Here is a 21,787-nt window from a genome sequence, read left to right on the forward strand (position 1 = left end):
CTGCAAATATCAATTCCCCATTCCCATGACTCAACAAACAAAAGCAATAGTCGTTTTTGATATAGATGGCGTTATCCGTGATGTTGGTGGTTCTTATCGCCGCGCCTTAGCAGATACCGTGGAGCATTTTACCAACCAAGCTTATCGTCCCACACCTGAAGACATTGACAACCTCAAATCTGAAGGAATTTGGAATAACGATTGGGAAGCCTCCCAGGAATTTATTTACCGTCACTTTGCTACCCAAGGACAAAACCGCGAACAACTGCAATTAGATTATCAAAATATTGTTGCTTATTTTCAAACCCGTTACCGAGGTACAGACCCGGAAAATTGGAATGGGTACATTTGTAACGAACCTTTATTAGCCCAGCCTAGTTATTTTCAAGAACTCACACAAACGGGCATAGGTTGGGGATTTTTCAGCGGTGCTACTCGCGGTTCTGCTACTTATGTTTTAGAAAAACGCTTAGGTTTGCAATCTCCTATCTTAATTGCAATGGAAGACGCACCTGGTAAACCTGACCCCACAGGACTTTTTGCCACTATTAGCTTATTAGAGAACGGTAGTGATAGAAAACAAACAGTAGTTTATGTAGGTGATACGGTTGCAGATATGTACACCGTCGAAAAAGCCAGAAATATAGATGATTCTCGCACTTGGCTGGCTGTGGGAGTTTTACCGCCCCATGTACAAGAAACAGCAACGCGACGTGATGCTTATACTGAAACATTAATTCAAGCAGGGGCAAATATAGTATTTAGTAATGTGCAGGAACTGACTTACACGCAGATTCAGGAATTGCAAAAGGTATAATAAATATTATAAAATCAGTCAAGCAATGGGTTTAAAATTGATTAGATATCTCCGAACAAAGGATGTAGAGACGTTCCCAATAAAGCATATTTAATCTTCACCATACGTCTATTACAATTTTGCGCCCATTATTGGGAGATAAATAAAAATATCTGCATTGAAACTGCCTCAAGTTCTCAAAACTCACTTAGTTTTGCAAACTAGCGTTAGTTGAGGTCTTGAAGCTTTGCTAACGCACACAGTTCGAGTTAATCTAAAATAAATTCCTTATGCCATTGTTGAGCAACTTTATCCCAACCAAAAGAATCTCTGAGAGATAAAGCTTCCTGTCTCAGAGTTTCTTGCTTTTCAGGATTTTTCAACAAGTCTATCACTGCTTCAATAAAAATATTATTAGTTTCCTCGTCTCCCGCAGGTCCTTTAATTCTAATACCTGATTGGACAGTTTCTTCTAAACCTGCATAAGTTGTGACTACAGGAACACAACCAGCAGCTTGCGCTTTCCAAGCACTAATACAGAAAATCTCTGCAATAGTATGGCAAGGATAAACCCAAATACCTGATTTAAATAATTCCTCAACTAACTGCTTGTGTCCAATTCTGCCATGTTCATAAACATTTTTCTGGTCGAACAGTTCCATTATTTGCTTCTTTTTATCCGGTAATTGGGGAAATCTCTCAATATAAGGTGAATTAATGAGTGCATCAACTCCTTGCCAACCATAAAAAATATGCAATTCCACATCCGGTACTTCTTTAAGAACCTTTTCCCATTGCATTAATAAATTTTCAATGCCTCTTGTATAATCACTAATCGAAATTAGTCTTTTGGGATTTCTAGTAAGTCCTGTTAAATTGAAATCTTCTAAATTAATCCCATTAGTAGTTAAAAAGATTTTCTCTTCAGGAATCCAATCTGGTAGCATAGCTTTATGAAAATTCGACAGCATAAACAGCTTGTCAAAACTTCTTAAAAATTCTGCACGTTGAAATTCTTCTATTTCAGGAAATAATTTAGGGTTGTCGTGCATCCAAATAGCAGTTTTTTTAGCCTTTATTTCCATTTTCATTGGTTGTGTCCAAGTACGATGAGCAATAAAAACGTTAAAATTATCTTCAGGATTAAATTTATCAACAGATTGATAAACTACACCATTATATTCTCCCTCCATGTTACCGCATCTGTTAAAAACTGTGACTTGATAACCTAATTTCAAGAGTTCTTGACTTAAGTAAATGATCGCTTCTTCACTTCCTCCAATTCCTTTATTAATAGAAAGAGGAGACCAATCTTCTAGATGAAATGGAAAATTGGAATAAATTACAATTGAGTTATTGTCCCAATCCATATTGTTTTATTTCTACAAAAATATTCAGGACTTACGCAAAACAGAACGGAAGTAGGGGTAATTCATGAATTACCCCTACTCAAGAATCAGGTTTTGAGTTCAATCTTGGGTAAGTCCTAAAATTGATATTAACAAGATTATATATTAAAACTGAGCTTCTGATTTAGAAAGATCAATATATAAGTTAGTTTAAATTATTGAATACTTTCGAGGCTGAAATTAATGTCATAATTGATTTTAACTGATATTTTTTGTTGTGAAACTATCACTATTACTGATTAATTTTTTTGAGCTAAAACAGGCTTACCACCAGATACAGCCTGTTCAACAATATCAACTGCTTGCTTTACTCCCCCGGCTTTTTTAATTGCTGCTTGCAACCGCAAAGCATTCTTTTTATAAGAATCTTCTGTTAACACCTTGTTAATAGCAGTCCGTAAATTATTAACATTAACTTTCTTAACAGGTACAGCTTCTCCACATCCTGACCAAACTATACGCGAAGCTACTCCTGGTTGGTCATTGGTTACTGGAATTGCTACCATTGGTACACCATTTATTAAACATTCCAATGTGGTATTTAATCCTGCATGGGTAATAGTTAAATCTACCTTTTCTAATAATTGTAATTGCGGTGCATAACGAACTACTAAAGGATTCCCTGGTATTCCTTGAAGAACTTCAGGATCAGCCGAACCACCCAAAGAAATTACTAATTGTGCATCCAAATCTTGGCAAGCTGTGGCAATTTTTTGGAAAACTGGTAATAACCGATTTTGTAAAGTTCCCATTGAAGCATAAATTAAGGGTTGTCCTGTTAATTTATCAAAGGGGAAATCAATTGCTGGTCTTCCTGTAGAATCATGATATGGGCCTGTAAAATGAAAACATTGCGGTAAATTATTACGAGGGAACTCAAGTTCAGCCGGTTCTTGGCTAATAATTGCTAGTTTGGAAAATAAATCTTCGTCACTGGAGTATGACGGTAAATTCCACTTTTGGCGATACTCTGATATCACCTGACGGACTGGTTTATTAATCCTATTAAATAGTGAATAACCTGCTAGATTACGAAGACGCGCCCACCATGCTAGGTTATAGCTCCAGTTTGCAAAATAAGGAGGAATAGTGTCTTCTTGATTAATTACTACCGCACTGCATACGGTAATAAAAGGTATTTTGAGTAATTTAGCAATGCTCTCACCCTCAAAGCAAATTTGGTCTACTAATAATGCTTCTACACCATCTTCTTTGGCACTTTTTGGTGTATCCCGGAGACTCACTTCTGCTCTGAGTGCTACCCCATTCATTGTATATTTAACGGCTGCCATTCCACTTAGTTCTCCCAATTTTGTATAAAATTGAGTAGCTTTTTGGGGCGACCATTCGGTTTCTCCGATGACTCGGAAGTTGAAACCAGCAGCTTCTGCTTTCGGTTGAACAAAGGGGGTTCCAAATAAAGTAATGCGATGACCACGCTTTTGTAATTCGCGTCCTAGAGGTAACATAGTATTTAAGTGACCAGTAGAACCAGGACAGATTAAGCCATAATGAGTCATAATTATTATATTTTCTGGTTAATTACAATGATGTATACCAGAAAAGCGACTCATAGATTCAAAGCATAGGTATTTCCGTTTATAAGTGTTTACTATAATTTCAAAAACTTATAGCTTGTATCTTTTGGCTACAATACAATCGAGAGCGAGAAAACCCTGCCCTTACGGGTTTGGCGATTAAAAACTATACCGCACTGTTCAAAAAATTGTTATATATTTAACTAGCGAAAACCTGATGTGGTAAAGATAATTATTAAGGATAGTGCCAATTATGCCTCTAATCAGCCTCATTGCAGCTATTTCTGAGAATCGGATTTTAGCTGATTCAACAAAGGAACATATTCATGTGGGTATTCCTTGGATTATTCCCACAGATGAACGTCATTTTCAAGAAATTACCTGGCGGCATCCTGTGATTATGGGTCGGAGAACTTATTCTACTTTTTATCAACCGCTGCCAAATCGTACAAATATAATTGTTACCAGAAATCTTGATTATCAAGCTCCCGGTTGTGTTATTTTTTATTCACTTTTGGAGGCGGTTGAATGGGCTAAAATGAGTGAAACGGAGGAGATATTTATTGCTGGTGGTGGAGATATTTATACTGAGGCGATCAAATTTGCGGATAAGCTTTATTTGACAATTGTGGAAGGTAATTTTGAGGGAGATATATATTTTCCTGAGTTTGCAGATTTCGGTAAAGTAACCAAAGAAGAACATTTGCAGGAAAATGGCTTTAAGTTTAAGTTTGTGGAGATGGAAAGGGTTTAGTTTAAATTTGTTTGGAGTGCGATGCAGGCATCGCATTCAGTATGGATAAAACTGTATAGTAGAATACTATCAACAAGAGTTACAGCAGTTTGTGTAGTTAGGAGGTACAAAATCTAAATTGAAACCTATACACAAAGCCAGTTTTACTCCTGACTCCTGACTTCTGCTGTAATAGCAAACTCATTTACTGTAAGTGCAGAAATTTATCCAAGGCTGCTACCATACTGGGAGGCCAACGACGGATATTTTGCACCCAGTTCATATCTTTATAGCGGCTATCAAGTCCATAAGCTGCTACCCAATTGCTTTCCGCTTCACCTTTTTGTCCACTTACCCAGTATGCAGCTGTTAAGGCGGCACGCATATCAGCGAATTTGGGATATTTACGGACTATATTTCGCATTTCCCGGATAGCTTTGTCTATTTGATTAGTTTCATATAAAGCTAGGGCATAATTAGCTCTAGCGAAGGCAAAATTGGGAGCGATTTCTGTGGCTTTTTGGTAATCTGCGATCGCACTTTCCCATTTTCCTAACCCGGTTTTGGCGTTACCCCGATTGTTGTAAGCCATTGCATCGTTAGGGTCTAGCTCTAAAACATGATTATAATCTGCGATCGCTTCTTCCCATCTCCCCAAACCTTCTAACGCTGTCCCTCGATTTAAATAAGGGTCTGTGACATTTGGTGCTAATTCTACAGCTTTGTTGTAATCTGTCAGTGCTGCTGCCAATTTATTCTGGCTAACGCGGGAATTGCCCCGATTACTCCAAGCACCGGCATTAGTCGGAAACTTTTCAATAATCTCTGTCCAATAGTTTTCAGCGGTAGCAAAATCACCTTGATTTGTAGCTACAAATGCCTTAGTTGCTAACTCATCCCCTTGTTGTAACTCTTCTTGGGTAGTAATCCCTATTGAGGATTGTGCCATTACTGGTGTACTCCAACCAAACACAAGTAACAAACTTAAAAAAATACAGATTAATTTAATCATCGATCGCTCTGTGATGGGCAATAACATTAATCATAAACAATACCTTGTCCATTTTCGGTAGGTTGGGTTAAGCGACAGCGCAACTCAACGCATTTGTTGGGTTTCATGCTTCAACCCAACCTACAAATCAAGGTTTTTTTCAACTTGGACAAGGTATTGATAAAGCATAAATATTCCTTATCGGTTCCATCCTGTTACCGTCCCAAAGGGCTGGTCAATTGGTCAGAGTTTGCGTTAAAATAAGCCTCGGTGTAGGCCGCCGCAGGCATCGCTAACTTAGTAAGTAATAGCCGGATTTTTCCCGGAGGTGTAATTGACCAAGTTCATTTTAAAAATTCTCTGGTTAGATGAGAACGTCGCTCTAGCAGTTGATCAGGTTGTTGGTAAAGGTACTAGTCCTTTGACCAAGTATTTTTTCTGGCCCAGAAATGATGCCTGGGAAGAATTAAAAAAAGAGTTAGAATCCAAACACTGGATTACAGACGTTGACCGCGTTGAGTTGCTCAACAAAGCAACAGAAGTAATCAACTACTGGCAAGAAGAAGGCAGAAACCGTCCCATGGCCGAAGCCCAGTTGAAATTCCCAGAAGTTGCCTTCACAGGTAGTGCTTGATCCTTTTAGCAATTGCTAATTGGTGATTGAAGGCAGGAAGAAGGTGACAGGTGACAGGTGAAAGATAGGAAATAGCTAGAACGTTATTTTCCTGATCTCCCCATCCTCCCTAGTCACCTTTTCCCCATTTTGGCGCTTCCCTACACCCTGCTTTTGATCAACTGTAGAGATGTTCCATAAAACATTTCTACAAACGGAATATTATTTATCTACTGGGGATTGCACAACTAATTGGGAATTATTATTTTGATCATTTGGTTCAATTTTAGTTAGCGGTGGTGGTGGTGGTACAGGCATTTTGGTTTCTGGATGTGTTTTACCTGTTTGATTCCATAAAATCATCGACAGTAAACCATCTACCAAACCGTTGCTATTGCCATTGTTACCAGCAACCATAACATCAGGAATGAGACGCACATTGCGATCGCCTATAATTTGCATTAACTGCATGGCTGTGTAACCTTGAGAACCCAAAGCTTGCACACCTGTACGATAGGTTTCAGCTTTAGCGTTACCTGTGGCCCGGATACCATCGGCTTCAGCTATAGATTTGAGTTTTGTTGCTTCTGCTTCACCATTGGCTTCCTTAATTGCAGCTTGGGCTTTAAGTTCGGCAATTTGGACACTTTGCTCAGATTTGACCATTTCTTGCTGAATATTAGCCAAGGCTGTTTCCCGTACCAGTTGTTGGCGTTGGGTTTGCGCCATTTGCTGAACTTCGTAAGTTTTGCGTTCTTCTTCCGCAATTTTCCGGTCTGTCTGTGTCTGCATTAAGGCGGCAGGTGGTTGAATATCACCAATTAAGGTGTCAATTGCTTGGACATCATAGGCACGCAAAGCTGCCTTAATAAATTCAGCAGCTTCAGTTTGGCGTTCACTCCGCGCTGTTAAAAAGTCGAGTACAGTGCAGTTTTGAGCAGAGTTGCGGAAGTAGTTACCAATGGTTGGTTCTAGGACATGATCTACCAAATTTTGCATTGCACCAACGCGGGAAATGACCTTTGGTGCATCTAAAGCACCGACATGAATAATCTGCGCTACTTCTAAATCAAATGCGAAACCATCACGCGATCGCACGGTTAAAGATTGTAATTTCTCATCATAGCTATGTCTTTCCGTCCGACCTGACCAATTTAAAACTATGTTTGTTGTTGGTACTAACTCAATTTTCATAATCCGGGAGTTAGTCGGGTGTTTACCAGGATACAGAGGTTCTACCCAAACGCCTTTATGTCCCTGATGCACCAAATTACCATGAGTGAAAGCTGCACCGCTGATATCTTCTTGCTCTTGTCCCACGAAAGAAATTACCACACCTACATAACCAATGGGTATTTCTGTCATGGGTACTTGTTCTACCTGTACAAACCAAGGATTCAAATTCCAAGAACCAGATAATAAAATCTGCTCTTGCAAACCCCTTCTGCCACCACCATTAATAAATTTCTGTCCATTTTGGAAGTTGTCATGTCCTTCAATTACAACCCCAGCAATTTCTCCTGGTGAAATGGGCAACCCATCCAAAGTAGTGACAATGCCAACTTTATCAGATTTGACACTATATACATTCAATTGTTCTGCACTCATGCCATGAGTACTAGCGTTAGCCGCTGTAATCACTTTGAACAAAGCAGTATTGATACGGTAACTACCAGCAGTGAGAAAGCCCATTTGCCGACCTTTTTCACCACCTTTAGTCAAGAATTTACGAGCATCTTGGAAATTATCACATTCGACAATTTTGCCTAAAATCCGCTCTGGTGGATTTTGTGCGCCATCTGCGGCGACAATCAAGGCAATTTGACCTTGGGGGACAACAATGATCGACTCTTTTTTGATTGAGTATTGCCAAGGCCAATGTCCCCAATGCCAACCAGGTGCAAGGGTATCTGCTTGTAAACCGGCTTCTCCGTTAAGGGCGATTAATCTTCCCGCAGGTAGTCCTTTACCTGTTAGGGCAAATTTTTTCACCACAATACCGACTTCGCGTTCACCGATAACTACCAGTCCCCCAAATATCAGCGGGACACTAATCACGAACCCACCAACTAAAATCAGCGGTATCAATGCAAAAGGTTCTAGCCCCATTGCTTGATATTGAGGTTTATTATTTGTTAATTGGCTGATGTTGGGTTCTGTTTGACCAGGCTGGACTGAGGCGGAGATAACTTCTTTTGCTGTGGGCGTTTTTATACTTGTCGCATTGGCGGCATTAATACCACTAGCTAAGGCTAAAGCTGCTACAGTCGATGTTGTCAACTTTACAAACTTATTTTGTTTACTCTTACCAAAGGAAGATAGAAAGCTGTTCATATTTTTGCCCCTTTGGGCAATTAATCATCTAAAATATCACTTCACTAAGGCAGAGGTTATTTTCTTAAACTTGATGTAATTTTTTTGAGTATAAATAAAAAGCCAGGATTCTGCTATGTACTTTAAAGACAATAGGGGTTTAACACTGTTAAACCCCTAGTGAGCAAAATGCCTGTTCTGACAATTTGAATGTTTTTAGACCAAACCACCGGCAGCTTGAAAACGAGCGCGGGCGCGTTTAAAGGCTTTGGTTGCCTGGATTTGTGCTTGACGGTCGCCTGCCGAAACTTGATTCAGAAGAGTTTGGGCTTGGTTGTAAGCTGTGCGGGCTTCTTCCAGGTTGATTTTGTCGCCACGTTCAGCACCATTAACCAAGATAGTCACTTCATCTTCATCAACTTCAGCAAAACCACCCAAAAGAGCGATCGCTTGCCAATCTTGATTTTTATTGGCACGAACACGCATTACACCTATATCTAAGGCTGATAACATCGGTGCGTGTCCAGATAGGATACCTAATTGCCCAGTAGTGCTAGGTAAAATCACTTCTTCAGCTGGGGCATCCCAAACAGTCTTATCTGGGGCAATTACACGAACAGTTAAGGTCATATTGTTAATTTCTAATTGGCGAAAGGGTGACTGGTAACTGGGAAAAAGGCAATTGGTGATTGGCAAGAATTTCTTACCCATTACCCATCACCGATTACCCATTACCTAATTAACCTTTAAGCTTTTCACCTTTAGCGATCGCTTCGTTAATATCGCCTACCAAGTAGAAAGCTTGCTCTGGTAAAGCATCCAACTCACCAGACAGAATTTGTTTGAATCCTTTAATGGTGTCTTCCAACTTCACATACTTACCAGGAGAACCAGTAAATACTTCTGCTACGAAGAATGGCTGAGACAAGAAACGCTCAACTTTTCGCGCCCGTGCCACAATTAGACGGTCTTCTTCAGACAATTCATCTAAACCAAGAATAGCGATGATATCTTGTAGTTCTTTGTAACGTTGTAGGGTTGATTGTACAGCACGAGCGGTGTTGTAGTGGTCTTCACCAACAATGTTCGGTTGAAGCATGGTGGAAGTAGAACCTAGGGGATCAACCGCAGGATAAATACCTTTAGATGCTAAACCGCGAGACAATACTGTTGTTCCATCCAAGTGAGCAAATGTAGTTGCAGGTGCGGGATCTGTCAAGTCATCCGCAGGTACATATACAGCTTGAATAGAAGTAATAGAACCCTCTGTAGTCGAAGTAATCCGCTCTTGCAACGCACCTACGTCAGTACCTAAGGTAGGCTGATATCCTACCGCAGAAGGCATCCGACCCAACAGCGCCGATACTTCAGAACCAGCTTGTACAAACCGGAAAATGTTATCAACAAACAGCAATACGTCTTGCTTGTTGACATCACGGAAATACTCAGCCATTGTCAAACCAGACAAACCAACCCGCATTCTAGCTCCGGGTGGCTCGTTCATTTGACCATAAACGAGAGCAATCTTGGATTCGTTGAGATTATCTTTATTGATAACCCCAGATTCCATCATTTCGTTGTAGAGGTCATTTCCTTCCCGTGTCCGCTCACCCACACCAGCAAACACAGACACGCCACCGTGCTGAGTAGCGATGTTGTTGATCAATTCCATCATGATCACGGTTTTACCAACACCAGCACCACCGAATAGACCGATTTTTCCACCGCGTCGATAGGGAGTTAGCAAGTCAACAACCTTAATCCCCGTTTCAAACACAGAAGGATTGGTTTCCAAATCTGTGAATTTAGGAGCAGGACGGTGAATGGGTAGAGTTGCTTCAGCATTTACAGGACCCCGGTTATCTACGGGTTCGCCCAAAACGTTGAAAATCCGTCCTAAGGTAACTTTACCTACAGGCACGGTGATGGGAGCGCCAGTATCAACAGTTTCCAAACCGCGCACTAGGCCATCTGTGGTACTCATAGCCACAGCCCGTACCTGGTTGTCGCCTAGTAGTTGCTGTACTTCAACGGTGAGGTTGATTTCCTGTCCGGCTTCGTTGGTGCCTTTGATGGTCAAAGCGTTGTAGATTTGAGGCAATTTCCCGCTGGGAAATTTAACGTCTACGACTGGACCAATGATTTGAGTAATGTAACCGATGTTTGTTTTTTCTGCGGTGGTGACCATGCTGCGCCTAAATGATTGAAGCTATTTTTGAGAATGGGTCGTAAACGACCTGAGATCAGGCAATGTCATCTTTTAGGTTAGCACCTAACGCCCCCACCTTCGCCTTAAATTCATTATTAAGAGTAGATCCCCGATTTCTTGAAAATCCTTTAACTACTTAGAAAATTTTAGTATCAAATATTTGGAAGGGCGGGAGATCATACTCTCCCTCGGCATAACTTTACAAGAGCGGCGATCACACTAACCTTTTGGCTAGATTTGTTTATTAGCGGTTGATATTTCTTGCTTCTCGGTGTCGCGCAAAGTTTTACCAGAAGAATCCTTCCATGCCAGCCGATCGTTTACACTGAACTTCATTATTACCTTTGCTGCTGATGAGGTATTAAATTTTCTATTACACCACAGAAAAGAAAATATTACGAATTGTCTGGTTGTTCAGTTTTTTCCCGATTAATACTTTCTTCTAAGGCTTGAATTTGTTCCCTACGGGCTTCTAATTCTAAGGAACGACGTGCTAAATCTTGGTTTTGCAAAGTTAACGCCTGTCGCCAATTTTCCGCTTGTTCTGCTTCTTTTTGTAAAAATTCTGGAGTAATACCTGTTTTGAGATAAGTTTGTACTAGATAAACTATCCAACAAGTAGCATCTTCAATAACTTCTATATCACCTGTAGAGGAAAGCTCAACTAACACCAGCACTTTTTCACTCATGGTATTCCCTTTTCCTAAGAGAATAAATGCCTCTTCAGAAATAATTGACCATAAATGTTCAGATTCCTGACGTGCTAATAAGCGTAATTGATATTGGTCTAAAAAATCATTTTTACGTACTTGGGCTAAGTATAGCATTGTCGCTGCGTTCCCAATTCAAAATTAGGTAATTAATAGTTAGTAATTGGTAATTGGCTGACGCTGTGAGCGTCAGCCGAACGGTAACTGGTAATTGGTCAATTTCTTTCTGTCACCTGTCACCGATTACCTATTACTAGTCAATTGTTATAAGGTAAGCAAGCGATACCTACGGCAACGCCTGAAGGCGAACGCGCAAAATTTCCGCTTGTTTCTCAGCCTCTGTTAAAGCATCACGCACACCTTGAACTACATCTGCGGGAGCTTTATCCACAAACTTAGAATTACTCAGTCTAGCACGTAGGGATGTAGCTTCAGCTTCGGCTTTGCTGATACTTTTCTCTAGTTTGGCACGGAGAGCCTCAATATCTACTACACCTTTTAAGGGAATTACGACTTGAACAGTACCGACAACACCAGAAATAGAATTGTCTGATTCTTCGATTTGGGTAGATTCTGGTTGTGGTAGGTCTTGGGTATCAGTTTTGGGCAAATTTGCAAATAACTTTTGTCTGCTTTCAGCATTGAGTATATTGTAGACAATAAACCAACCAGTATAACCAAGACCAACTGTTTCAAAGAAAGCGCCAAAAATGGGAAGACGCAGTGAAGCATTCCCGACAATAATAGCAACTCTTAACAAGACAAGTCCGACAATAATTAAGCCAATAGTTTTTAAACCCTTAAAAGCTGATTTAGTGACAACAGGTTGGCTTTTTTGTTCGTCAGTAGTTGTTTTGTCAGTAATAGTTAAAGTTTCCACCTTTGCCAAATCTTGAATATAAGATTGGCCAGCGTTGAGAATGAATCGCTCATTGGCATTTTCACTTTGCAAATTAGCCGCGACTTTTACCCCAGGTTTAATGTCAGCTTCCGCTCGTAAATTGCGAATTGTGCGAATAGTATTAATTAACAATTCAAACTGTTCTTCTAAAGCTTGGTCAATTAATTTTTCATCCGTTTCAGGATAGGGCTGCAAGGCGATAATTTGTGGATTTTCTGCTGGTTGCTGAGTCAGAGTTTGCCAAATTTCCTCAGTAATATGAGGCATCAAGGGATGAAGTAGTTTTAAAATTCCTTCTAAAATATAGGCAAGAATTTGCTGGGCAACTTTGCGAGATGGGGGATCTGCATCTTTTTGGAGGCGAGATTTTACTAATTCAATATACCAATCGCAAAAATCACCCCAAATAAACTCATAAAGTCCTTTTGCTGCTTCCCCTAAACCGTAATTGTCGATATAATTAGTGGTTTGTTTAACTACTTGATGATAACGGGAAATAATCCATTTATCACTGAGTTCTGTCGGTTCAGGTTTACCCAATTGGGCTGGAGTTTGCCCATCCAAATTCATCATTACAAATCTGGCAGCATTCCACAACTTATTGGCAAAATTTCGAGATGCTTCTACAGATATGGATTCATCTTTTTTGCGGTCATATTCTAAACGAATATCTTGACCAGCACCCGCTACTTCTTTAATTAAGGTATAACGAAGGGCATCAGTACCATATTTATCAATTAGCAATAATGGATCAATACCATTATTTGCCGATTTCGACATTTTCTTATTATTTTCATCCCTAACCAAGCCGTGAATATAAACAGTTTTAAATGGCATTTGTCCGGTGAAATGTCCCGCCATCATCGTCATTCTCGCAACCCAGAAAAAGATGATATCAAAACCTGTAACTAAGGTGGCGTTGGGATAATAAGTTGTTAAATCTGGGGTTTGTTCTGGCCAGCCTAAAGTTGAAAATGGCCATAAACCAGAAGAAAACCAAGTATCTAAAACGTCGGGGTCTTGTTCTAATTGGACATTTTCTCCAAATTGTGATTTGGCTTTTTCCCAAGCTTCAGCTTCATTGCGCGCTACAAAATGGGGTGTTGAGTCGGTGATTTGTCCGCCGGTTTCGCTGACAGCATACCAAGCAGGGATTTGATGACCCCACCATAGTTGACGAGAAATACACCAGTCGCGCAGATTTACCAACCAGTCACGATAAACTTTTGTCCAGCGTTGGGGAACGAAATCAGGGGAATTTTGATTATCTAAAAATTCGAGAGTTTTGTCAGCAAGGGGGCGAATATTAACAAACCACTGGGTAGAAAGGAGAGGTTCAACAGGTACTTTTCCGCGATCGCTATAAGGTACTGTATGTTTATAATCTTCTATCTTCACCAGAACCCCATCTGCTTCTAGGCGAGAAACAACATTTTTCCTAGCCACAAAGCGGTCTTGACCTTGAAACTCCCCAGCATTTTCGTTCAGAGTACCGTCTTTATTCATAATATTGATAAACGGCAAATCATGACGTTTACCCATTTCAAAATCATTGAGGTCATGGGCTGGAGTCACTTTCACGCAACCCGTACCGAAAGTAGGGTCAACCAACTCATCACCAATAATGGGGATTTCCCGGTTCATAATTGGCAAAGTCAGGGTTTTACCAATTAAATGTTTATACCTTTCATCTTCGGGATTCACCGCAACTGCTGTATCACCCAACATCGTCTCTGGTCGAGTTGTTGCCACTTCTACAAAACCAGAACCATCACTCAAGGGATAGCGAAAGTGCCAAAGATTACCATTTACCTCTTTTGGTTCTACTTCTAAATCAGACACCGCAGACTGAGAAGCAGGACACCAATTCACCAAATAATTACCGCGATAAATTAACTTTTCATCATACAAACGAATAAATGCTTCTAAAACAGCTTTCGATAAACCTTCATCTAAAGTGAAGCGTTCCCGTGTCCAGTCCACCGAAACACCCAAACGGCGCAGCTGATTAACAATTGTACCCCCAGATTCCGCTTTCCATTGCCAAGCGCGTTCTAGGAATTTTTCCCGTCCCAAATCATAGCGAGTTTTACCTTCAGCCTTAAGTTGCTTTTCCAGAATTGTTTGTACAGCAATACTCGCGTGGTCAGTTCCGGGTAGCCAGAGGGTATTACGTCCTTTCATGCGATGGTAGCGCACGAGGGTATCAATCAACGCACTTTCAAAGGCGTGACCCATATGCAAACTGCCGGTCACGTTTGGGGGAGGAATGACGATACAGTAGGGTTCGCCTTTGTGGTCAGGGTCAGCTTTGTAAACTTGGTTTTCTTCCCAGAATTTTTGCCATTTGGCTTCTGTGGAGAAAGGTTCGTACAGACTGGGGAGATTGGGAATAGTTGCGGTCATGCTGGGAATAATCAGTTAGGACTCTGATCAATTTTGCCACAGGCTTGGAGGAGGATTGTAGATTAGCTTCTATATTTTCAGCCCAACCTGTAATCAGCACTCGTGCAAAATAAATTGTATAATTATACAAAGAAATAGGAAACAGGCAACAGTAAAAGAATGCAGCCGTTTCATTCGTATTCAAAAATGTGTAAATAATTCTGCCTAAGTACTTAATTTTAGAATTATTAAAAATGGAAAAACTATGCAGTCCCCCTATCTACCTTTTCACTATTGAAGAATATAGGAATATGTATACCTAGTGAAGCACCTCAAAAGCTAAAAAAAAATTATCAGTCAATACATCCTCAATTTTTGAACATCTATAGATGAAAGACTTCAGGAATAATTTTTCAGATAATTATATTGATAATTCACTTATCAATTTTGAGTAGGTAGCGGTAAAAAAACAGCAGATGAAAGATGGAAAAACTCTGCTAACTCTTGGATGTGACTAACAGTTAGTTGGCTTTTTTCTGTTAAAATATCTGACACCATAGATTCTGTCTTAAATACAGGAATCAAATCCTGTTGATACAACCCATATTCTTCCATAAGAGCTTTGAGTAACTCTATTCCATGAATATCAGGAACAGGCTCTTTTGTTTGCTCGTATTCGTAAACTAAAGTACCTAATAAATCAAGATAGTCCTGCTCATCTGGTGTTAATGGAGTATTGTCTAACAGAGAATCAATTACATTTTGAGTAGCAAGTAGTTCCTCATCAGATTTAATAGGTCTAGGAGGAAAAGTTTGTAATAAATTAATGTAGCTTAGAGCTTTATCAGAAGTCTTAATCATAATTACTACCTTAACACCCGTTACAGTCGGCAACGTTTTTATTAATAGCTCAGACTTTTAATCATTTTTCCATTTATCTTTACTATAGTCCGCGTGAGTCAGGAAATATTTTAAGTATACTTTCTTGCCGATGAAATCAATATAAGTAATTAAGCGATAGTCTGTACCACAAATATCAAAAATAATAAAATCACTGACTTTATCAACGCTCCCTTGTTTGAAATTTTGGCAGACTTCATTAAAATCTTGCCATTTAGCTAATTTGACTCGCTTATGCCAAGTTGAAAGATTAGCTTTAGCATCAGGGTATTTGCTGGTGAATTCCTTGAATCTTGCTTCGGAATATTATTTTCATAAGCTATTTTCCTACTTTTGCAGCTATTTTTAGGTATACCTAAACCCAAGATAGCACAAAAATAATAAAATTAGCTACAACAATCAATCATAACACACTTTATATTTATTTGTCAACTTATAATTTTTTAATCTTTGTGTAAGTTATGACGGGCTTACTCAGTTCAACTTATTCATCCTGCACCCCTACAAAAATTTCACCAGGGTTAATTTCCATGAACTGCAACCAAAAACCAAAAATCTCACGCCCAAACACAAAAACACTCAAAATCCTCTTTGCGCCTTTGCGCCTTTGCGTGAGACATTATCTTATTACAACCACCGAGCCGCATCTTTAGCGTGGTAAGTCAAAATCAAATCAGCACCAGCCCGTTTAAACCCAGTCAAAGTTTCCATCACAACGCGCTGTTCATCAATCCAACCATTTAAAGCCGCAGCCTTCACCATCGCATACTCACCAGAAACATTGTAAGCAGCAACAGGTAAATTACTAGCTTCCTTCACACGCCAGATAATATCCATATATGCCAAAGCTGGCTTCACCATCAGCATATCAGCGCCTTCAGCAATATCCAACTCAATTTCTTTTATCGCTTCACGGGCGTTACCAGGGTCCATTTGGTAAGTGCGTCTATCTCCAAACTGAGGTGTAGAATCTGCTGCATCTCTAAACGGCCCATAATAAGCAGAAGCATATTTAGCAGCATAAGACATAATCGGGATATCTTCAAATCCCGCTTCATCTAAACCCGCACGAATTGCTTGGACAAAACCATCCATCATTCCCGAAGGTGCGATAATATCAGCGCCGGCTTTTGCTTGAGAAACTGCTGTTTTCTTCAATAATTCCAAAGTTGGATCATTTAAAACTCGTCCTGTCAAATCACCAACTTGTAAATAACCACAATGACCATGATTTGTATATTCACACAAACAAGTATCAGCCATGACAATTAAATCAGGAACTGCTTCTTTAACGGCGGTTGCTGCTTTTTGGACAATACCACAATCATGCCAAGCACCTGTAGCATCTACATCTTTATCTGCCGGAATTCCAAATAAGATAATAGCAGGAATACCTAAATCATAAACTTCCTTTGCCTCTTCAACAATTTTATCTACCGAAAGTTGGTAAACACCAGGCATAGATTTTACTTCTTTAGCAACACTTTCGCCTGGAACAGCAAACAGTGGATAAATCAAATCATTAGTTGTTAAAACGGTTTCACGCACCATTCGACGCAATTGTGGATGAGTACGTAAACGGCGGGGGCGATGTGTAGGAAACATAATTTTTTATCAACAAAAAACTCAATGGACATAAAGGAAAGCGTCACAAAAGTCAAGTTTTATCTTGTGACCTTCAGACAAACTAGAAACAGTGCTTAACTGTCTTTGCCCTACTGTTGATGAAGCTGTGGGGCAATTTTGTATTTTACAACTTAGTTGACATTTGCTTAGAACAAATTTACAAAAAACAATCTTAAAAAAATCATTCAATTAATTTGAGTAAATTGTTAAATCAAATGTTTGTGATTAATCAAACTACCTAATCTTAATTCTAAAGAAATCGGAAAATAAACGGATAACGGCAAGGTTGATCAGGATTGCTAAAAACACCAATTAGCGCCCAGATTGTTAGTCCCCAGTGGATGATATATCCTAAACCGGCGAGTGGTAACAAAATAATTAGTGGTAAAACTAACCAACCAGTTAGAAAAAACAAAGCTCCCAGAATTGCACCGTAGAACCAAACGTTAAAGTGGAAATTGATTGATTCCTTCGCATTGTCTTTAACGACAGGATCATCGGATACAAATAATATGGCTATAGGTAAACCAACAGATACTATTGCGGTGCTGAAAAAAATGGCCCCGTGACATAAAGCTGATAATAGTTTACGTTTATCGCTGTCGTACATTGTTGCCTCCTATTCAGTTCTGGTTATTTATTATATCAAGAAAGAAGGCTCGATTTTCAGACTAAAAAATACATAACTTCTTTTATAAGTTGGGGATATGAGAAAACCAGATAGAATTGCTATCATGATATATCTTTTACAAGATATTAAATCAATCTCAGCAATATCGACTATCCAAGGTATGATTATTTGGCAACCAGATCAAAAAATCAATAACGGTAGATTTATTATTCAGGGTAAAGCTTTGGGTAGTGGTGGTTTTGGTTTTACCTACAAAGCTTTAGAACCCAGCACGGGTAAATTATACGCCATCAAAACCCTGAACTCAATCATGCAACTCAGTGATGACTTTGCAGAACAACAGGTTAAGTTTATTAACAAAGCCTTGACAATTAAAGGTTTTGACCATCCGCATATTCTCAAAGTTGATGAAGTCATCCAAGAAGGTGAACTTTTTTGAGTGGTGATGGAATATATTGATGGAGAGACTTTATTTAAATATGTTCAGAATAAAGGACAATTATCAGAATTAGAAGCACTTATAGCAATTCCCAAGCTCATGAAATACACCCCACCCGCGCTGTCGCGCACCCTCCCCTTGGTAAGGGGAGGATTGGGGAGAGGTAATTTTGTATCTAACTAAGGAGGTGAATGGTTGTATTACAGTGATATTACTTTTGACAAGAAAGCACCAGAAGTCCACCTCCCTCTTTACTGCAAGTTGCTTTATCTTTGGCTAAATGGAGATTGTTTATGGTTGGGTTTATTTGGGTTGGCTTTCTTCTCTCGCGTCGAGACTTGTAAAGTGTAACATTTAAGGGTTACAGAAAATTATCAAGTCTGAATCAGGATATCCAGGATTAAAGGATTTACAGGATTGTGATTCATAAAGTATTTTAGATGTTATTGATTTTTGTAATGATAATATAAATAAAATTAGTAGGGGATCTGAATCTCTCAATTGTCAGAATCAGGTGGTTATCGACCGTTCACGAAGTGTGTCGGAGACAAGACGAGATAATGCACAGAATTAAAGGATTTACAGGATATTGGTGGAAAATGTGATGTTTTAGAGATTTATTTAATAATCATTCACTGACATAATATAGCGAATATCTAAAAAATCCCCACATTGCAAAAATTCTGATATCAAACAATATCATCTAAACCCACATCCTGTACATCCTGATTCAGACAAATAAAAACCTGTAGTGTAATGCAGGCTGAATCATCTAAACATAAAAAACCTACATCCTTAAATCCTGGATAACCTGATTCTGGCAGTTATTCATTCAGATATAATATAATAAATTCCCACCAGGAGTAAAAGCTATGACTATGAAAGAACTTATTCAAGCAGAAATTGACAAAATACCAGAACAAGAACTAAATAACCTTTATCAATGGATAAAAGAATTTACTGGTAAAATAAATAATATGAAACATTCAGAAACCGTGGAATCGGCAGAAAAATATTTATCTACTTCCTATCCTTACCATGATTTAGATTATCTTGCTGGAACATGGACAAAAGAAGATGAAACTGAATTTTTACTGAATACTCAACAATTTAATGAAATAGATCAACAATTATGGCAATAAAATCAATCTTATTAGATACCAATGCTTATACTGCTTTTAAACGTAATCAAAATGAAGCAGTTGCAATAATTGGAAATGTAGATATTATTGTCATCAATCCCATCATCCTTGGAGAATTACTAGGAGGTTTTGCGCTAGGAAATAAACCAGAAATTAATCTTGATGAATTGGAAAAATTTATGGAATCTCCTAGAGTCAAAGTATTTCCTATAGATGAGAAAACATCAAAATATTATGCTCTCATTTATTCTCAATTACGAAAGAAAGGAAAACCTATACCTACTAATGATATTTGGATTGCAGCTACAGCAATTCAACATAATTTAATTTTATTTACTTATGATAGTGATTTTGAAAACATAGAAAATTTAAAATTAGGTAACTGTTTAGCAGATTTTCTTTAGAGATAAAAATAGCTTATAAAATCAATATTCAAAACATTATAATTTAAACCCAAATCCTATAAATCCTGGATATCCTGATATGGCTACGCCATGCTTCGCTATCAGACAATTTAATGATGTTGGAAAAATCTAAACCTTATATATGCGCGTACAGATTCCCACTATAATAAAAATATAATGAAAAATCGGGCATTTGTCAACTATTACACTGATTAATTTCTGAATTGAGTAAGATTGATTCAGATGTGAAGATTAATAGAATGAATTTACAAATGTGATTCCTAGTCCTGGAAAAGATTACATTAAGTTAAGTAACACACAAATTACAATCATGTCTACGGAAATTCAAGATGAACTGCTGGAAGCGGTGGATCTAAGACGCAATTTTGCGATTATTTCTCACCCTGATGCTGGTAAAACTACGTTAACGGAAAAACTATTATTATACGGGGGTGCTATTCACGAAGCTGGGGCAGTAAAAGCCCGGAGAGCGCAGCGTAAAGCGACTTCTGACTGGATGGCGATGGAACAACAACGGGGTATTTCTATTACTTCGACGGTGTTGCAATTTATCTACCGTAATTGTCAGATTAATTTGCTTGATACTCCTGGACACCAGGATTTTAGTGAAGACACCTATCGAACTTTAGCCGCTGCTGATAATGCGGTGATGCTAATTGATGCTGCTAAAGGGTTAGAACCCCAAACCCGGAAACTGTTTGAAGTGTGTAAGCTTAGGGGTATACCTATTTTCACCTTTGTCAATAAACTCGACCGTCCGGGAAGAGAACCCCTAGAACTGTTGGATGAGATTGAGCAAGAATTGGGATTACAGACCTATGCGGTGAATTGGCCGATAGGAATGGGCGATCGCTTTAAAGGTGTTTTTGATCGCCACCAACAGCAAATCCATCTGTTTGAACGTAGCTCCCACGGCAGCAAAGAAGCCCGTGATACCATCATTAACTTAGGCGATGGCTCAATTGAAGAATTACTAGAAGAAAGCCTTTACCACCAACTAAAAAGTGATTTAGAACTATTAGAAGGAGCAGGAGGAGACTTAGATTTGGATTTAGTGCATCAAGGAAAAATGACACCCGTATTCTTTGGTAGCGCCATGACTAACTTCGGAGTGGAGTTATTTCTCAAGTACTTCCTGGACTATGCCCTCAAACCAGGTACACATAGCAGCAGCCTTGGAGAAGTTCCCCCCAGCTACCCGGAATTTTCAGGATTTGTCTTCAAACTGCAAGCCAACATGGACCCCAAGCATAGAGATCGCGTGGCTTTTGTCCGGGTCTGCACAGGTAAGTTTGAAAAAGATATGACAGTTAATCATGCTCGCACAGGTAAAGTTGTCCGTCTATCTCGACCGCAAAAACTTTTCGCTCAAGAACGTGAATCCATTGATGTCGCTTATCCTGGTGATGTTATCGGTTTGAATAATCCCGGCGTTTTTGCAATAGGCGACACAATTTATACAGGGCAAAAACTGGAATATGAGGGAATTCCTTACTTCTCACCAGAACTGTTTGCCACTCTCAGAAACCCCAACCCCTCTAAATTTAAGCAATTTCAAAAAGGCGTTTCCGAATTACGGGAAGAGGGTGCTGTGCAGATTATGTACTCTACTGATGAAGCCAAGCGCGATCCTATTTTGGCAGCGGTGGGTCAGTTGCAATTTGAAGTGGTGCAGTTTCGGTTACAAAATGAGTACGGTGTAGAAACCATACTAGATTTATTGCCCTACAGTGTCGCCCGTTGGGTTGAAGGTGGTTGGGAAGCTTTGCAGCAAGTAGGACGTTTATTTAACACAACTACTGTGAAAGACAGTATGGGACGACCAGTGTTGCTATTCCGCAATGAATGGAATTGTCAACAGCTAGAGGGCGACCATCCAGAGTTGAAATTAAGTGCGATCGCTCCTGTATTCTCCAGCCAAAAACCCCGTGGAGGAATAATTCACTCTTGACACAACCAAGGGAGCAATTGTCAACTTAATTCGTCATTCTGAATTACGAATTACGAATTACGAATTACGAATTAC

The 21,787-nt window shown here is 39.3% G+C and carries 18 protein-coding genes and 1 pseudogene; 7 read left to right on the forward strand and 12 right to left on the reverse strand.

The window, feature by feature from the left end; all coding sequences use genetic code 11:
* The first annotated feature begins 25 nt into the window (after positions 1 to 25).
* Positions 26 to 817: a TIGR01548 family HAD-type hydrolase gene (locus ACOWPH_RS24775; RefSeq protein WP_015212776.1), complete on the forward strand. Its 792-nt coding sequence runs from the start codon at positions 26 to 28 to the stop codon at positions 815 to 817.
* Positions 818 to 1,065: 248 nt separating this feature from the next.
* Here ACOWPH_RS24775 and ACOWPH_RS24780 read toward each other — a convergent pair whose 3' ends face one another.
* Positions 1,066 to 2,166 carry a glycosyltransferase family 4 protein gene (locus ACOWPH_RS24780; protein ID WP_015212777.1) on the reverse strand — a complete coding sequence of 367 codons (1,101 nt, stop codon included), beginning with the start codon at positions 2,164 to 2,166 and terminating at the stop codon, positions 1,066 to 1,068.
* A gap of 278 nt (positions 2,167 to 2,444) precedes the next feature.
* Complete coding sequence (locus tag ACOWPH_RS24785) at positions 2,445 to 3,725, reverse strand: glycosyltransferase (RefSeq protein ID WP_015212778.1); 1,281 nt, start codon at positions 3,723 to 3,725, stop codon at positions 2,445 to 2,447.
* A 271-nt stretch (positions 3,726 to 3,996) separates the two neighbouring features.
* Between ACOWPH_RS24785 and ACOWPH_RS24790 the strand changes: the two genes are divergently transcribed.
* The gene (locus tag ACOWPH_RS24790) at positions 3,997 to 4,497 is read left to right on the forward strand and encodes a dihydrofolate reductase (protein ID WP_015212779.1); all 501 of its coding nucleotides are present in this window, start codon (positions 3,997 to 3,999) and stop codon (positions 4,495 to 4,497) included.
* 184 nt (positions 4,498 to 4,681) lie between these two features.
* Here the strand turns inward: ACOWPH_RS24790 and ACOWPH_RS24795 are convergent, their stop codons facing one another.
* Positions 4,682 to 5,488: a tetratricopeptide repeat protein gene (locus ACOWPH_RS24795; protein WP_042464492.1), complete on the reverse strand. Its 807-nt coding sequence runs from the start codon at positions 5,486 to 5,488 to the stop codon at positions 4,682 to 4,684.
* Positions 5,489 to 5,801: 313 nt separating this feature from the next.
* Between ACOWPH_RS24795 and ACOWPH_RS24800 the strand changes: the two genes are divergently transcribed.
* A complete protein-coding gene (locus ACOWPH_RS24800; protein WP_013190996.1) occupies positions 5,802 to 6,101 on the forward strand; it encodes a 30S ribosomal protein PSRP-3 in 300 nt (99 codons plus the stop codon).
* A 201-nt stretch (positions 6,102 to 6,302) separates the two neighbouring features.
* Here ACOWPH_RS24800 and ACOWPH_RS24805 read toward each other — a convergent pair whose 3' ends face one another.
* The 9 genes and pseudogenes from ACOWPH_RS24805 to ACOWPH_RS24845 form a co-directional block, all read right to left on the reverse strand.
* Positions 6,303 to 8,414 carry an SPFH domain-containing protein gene (locus tag ACOWPH_RS24805; RefSeq protein ID WP_015212781.1) on the reverse strand — a complete coding sequence of 704 codons (2,112 nt, stop codon included), beginning with the start codon at positions 8,412 to 8,414 and terminating at the stop codon, positions 6,303 to 6,305.
* 195 nt (positions 8,415 to 8,609) lie between these two features.
* Positions 8,610 to 9,023 (reverse strand): ATP synthase F1 subunit epsilon, encoded by a 414-nt coding sequence (gene atpC, locus ACOWPH_RS24810; RefSeq protein WP_042465614.1) that lies wholly within the window; start codon positions 9,021 to 9,023, stop codon positions 8,610 to 8,612.
* Positions 9,024 to 9,132: 109 nt separating this feature from the next.
* Positions 9,133 to 10,581 (reverse strand): F0F1 ATP synthase subunit beta, encoded by a 1,449-nt coding sequence (gene atpD, locus ACOWPH_RS24815; RefSeq protein WP_015212783.1) that lies wholly within the window; start codon positions 10,579 to 10,581, stop codon positions 9,133 to 9,135.
* A gap of 416 nt (positions 10,582 to 10,997) precedes the next feature.
* A complete protein-coding gene (locus tag ACOWPH_RS24820) occupies positions 10,998 to 11,429 on the reverse strand; it encodes a hypothetical protein (RefSeq protein ID WP_015212784.1) in 432 nt (143 codons plus the stop codon).
* 169 nt (positions 11,430 to 11,598) lie between these two features.
* Complete coding sequence (locus tag ACOWPH_RS24825; protein WP_015212785.1) at positions 11,599 to 14,619, reverse strand: valine--tRNA ligase; 3,021 nt, start codon at positions 14,617 to 14,619, stop codon at positions 11,599 to 11,601.
* A gap of 420 nt (positions 14,620 to 15,039) precedes the next feature.
* Positions 15,040 to 15,459: a helix-turn-helix domain-containing protein gene (locus ACOWPH_RS24830; RefSeq protein ID WP_015212786.1), complete on the reverse strand. Its 420-nt coding sequence runs from the start codon at positions 15,457 to 15,459 to the stop codon at positions 15,040 to 15,042.
* Positions 15,460 to 15,516: 57 nt separating this feature from the next.
* A pseudogene (locus ACOWPH_RS24835) lies at positions 15,517 to 15,744 on the reverse strand (type II toxin-antitoxin system HigB family toxin); the annotation flags it as partial.
* Between the two features lie 381 nt (positions 15,745 to 16,125).
* Positions 16,126 to 17,103 (reverse strand): porphobilinogen synthase, encoded by a 978-nt coding sequence (gene hemB / locus ACOWPH_RS24840; RefSeq protein WP_015212787.1) that lies wholly within the window; start codon positions 17,101 to 17,103, stop codon positions 16,126 to 16,128.
* A gap of 271 nt (positions 17,104 to 17,374) precedes the next feature.
* Positions 17,375 to 17,734: a DUF4870 domain-containing protein gene (locus tag ACOWPH_RS24845; RefSeq protein WP_015212788.1), complete on the reverse strand. Its 360-nt coding sequence runs from the start codon at positions 17,732 to 17,734 to the stop codon at positions 17,375 to 17,377.
* 124 nt (positions 17,735 to 17,858) lie between these two features.
* Between ACOWPH_RS24845 and ACOWPH_RS24850 the strand changes: the two genes are divergently transcribed.
* From ACOWPH_RS24850 to prfC, 4 genes are all read left to right on the forward strand, one after another.
* Positions 17,859 to 18,194, forward strand: a complete 336-nt coding sequence (locus ACOWPH_RS24850; RefSeq protein WP_250973210.1) for a hypothetical protein — start codon at positions 17,859 to 17,861, stop codon at positions 18,192 to 18,194.
* Between the two features lie 878 nt (positions 18,195 to 19,072).
* Positions 19,073 to 19,336 (forward strand): hypothetical protein, encoded by a 264-nt coding sequence (locus ACOWPH_RS24855; RefSeq protein ID WP_250855161.1) that lies wholly within the window; start codon positions 19,073 to 19,075, stop codon positions 19,334 to 19,336.
* Entirely contained in the window at positions 19,327 to 19,740 is a 414-nt protein-coding gene (locus tag ACOWPH_RS24860; protein WP_015212790.1) for a type II toxin-antitoxin system VapC family toxin, read from the forward strand. Before ACOWPH_RS24855 ends, ACOWPH_RS24860 begins: the two co-directional genes overlap by 10 nt.
* Before the next feature lie 331 nt (positions 19,741 to 20,071).
* Positions 20,072 to 21,712 carry a peptide chain release factor 3 gene (prfC, locus tag ACOWPH_RS24865; protein ID WP_422665630.1) on the forward strand — a complete coding sequence of 547 codons (1,641 nt, stop codon included), beginning with the start codon at positions 20,072 to 20,074 and terminating at the stop codon, positions 21,710 to 21,712.
* Positions 21,713 to 21,787: the final 75 nt, after the last annotated feature.

Source organism: Anabaena sp. PCC 7938 (assembly GCF_049315035.1).
GTDB lineage: Bacteria > Cyanobacteriota > Cyanobacteriia > Cyanobacteriales > Nostocaceae > Anabaena > Anabaena cylindrica.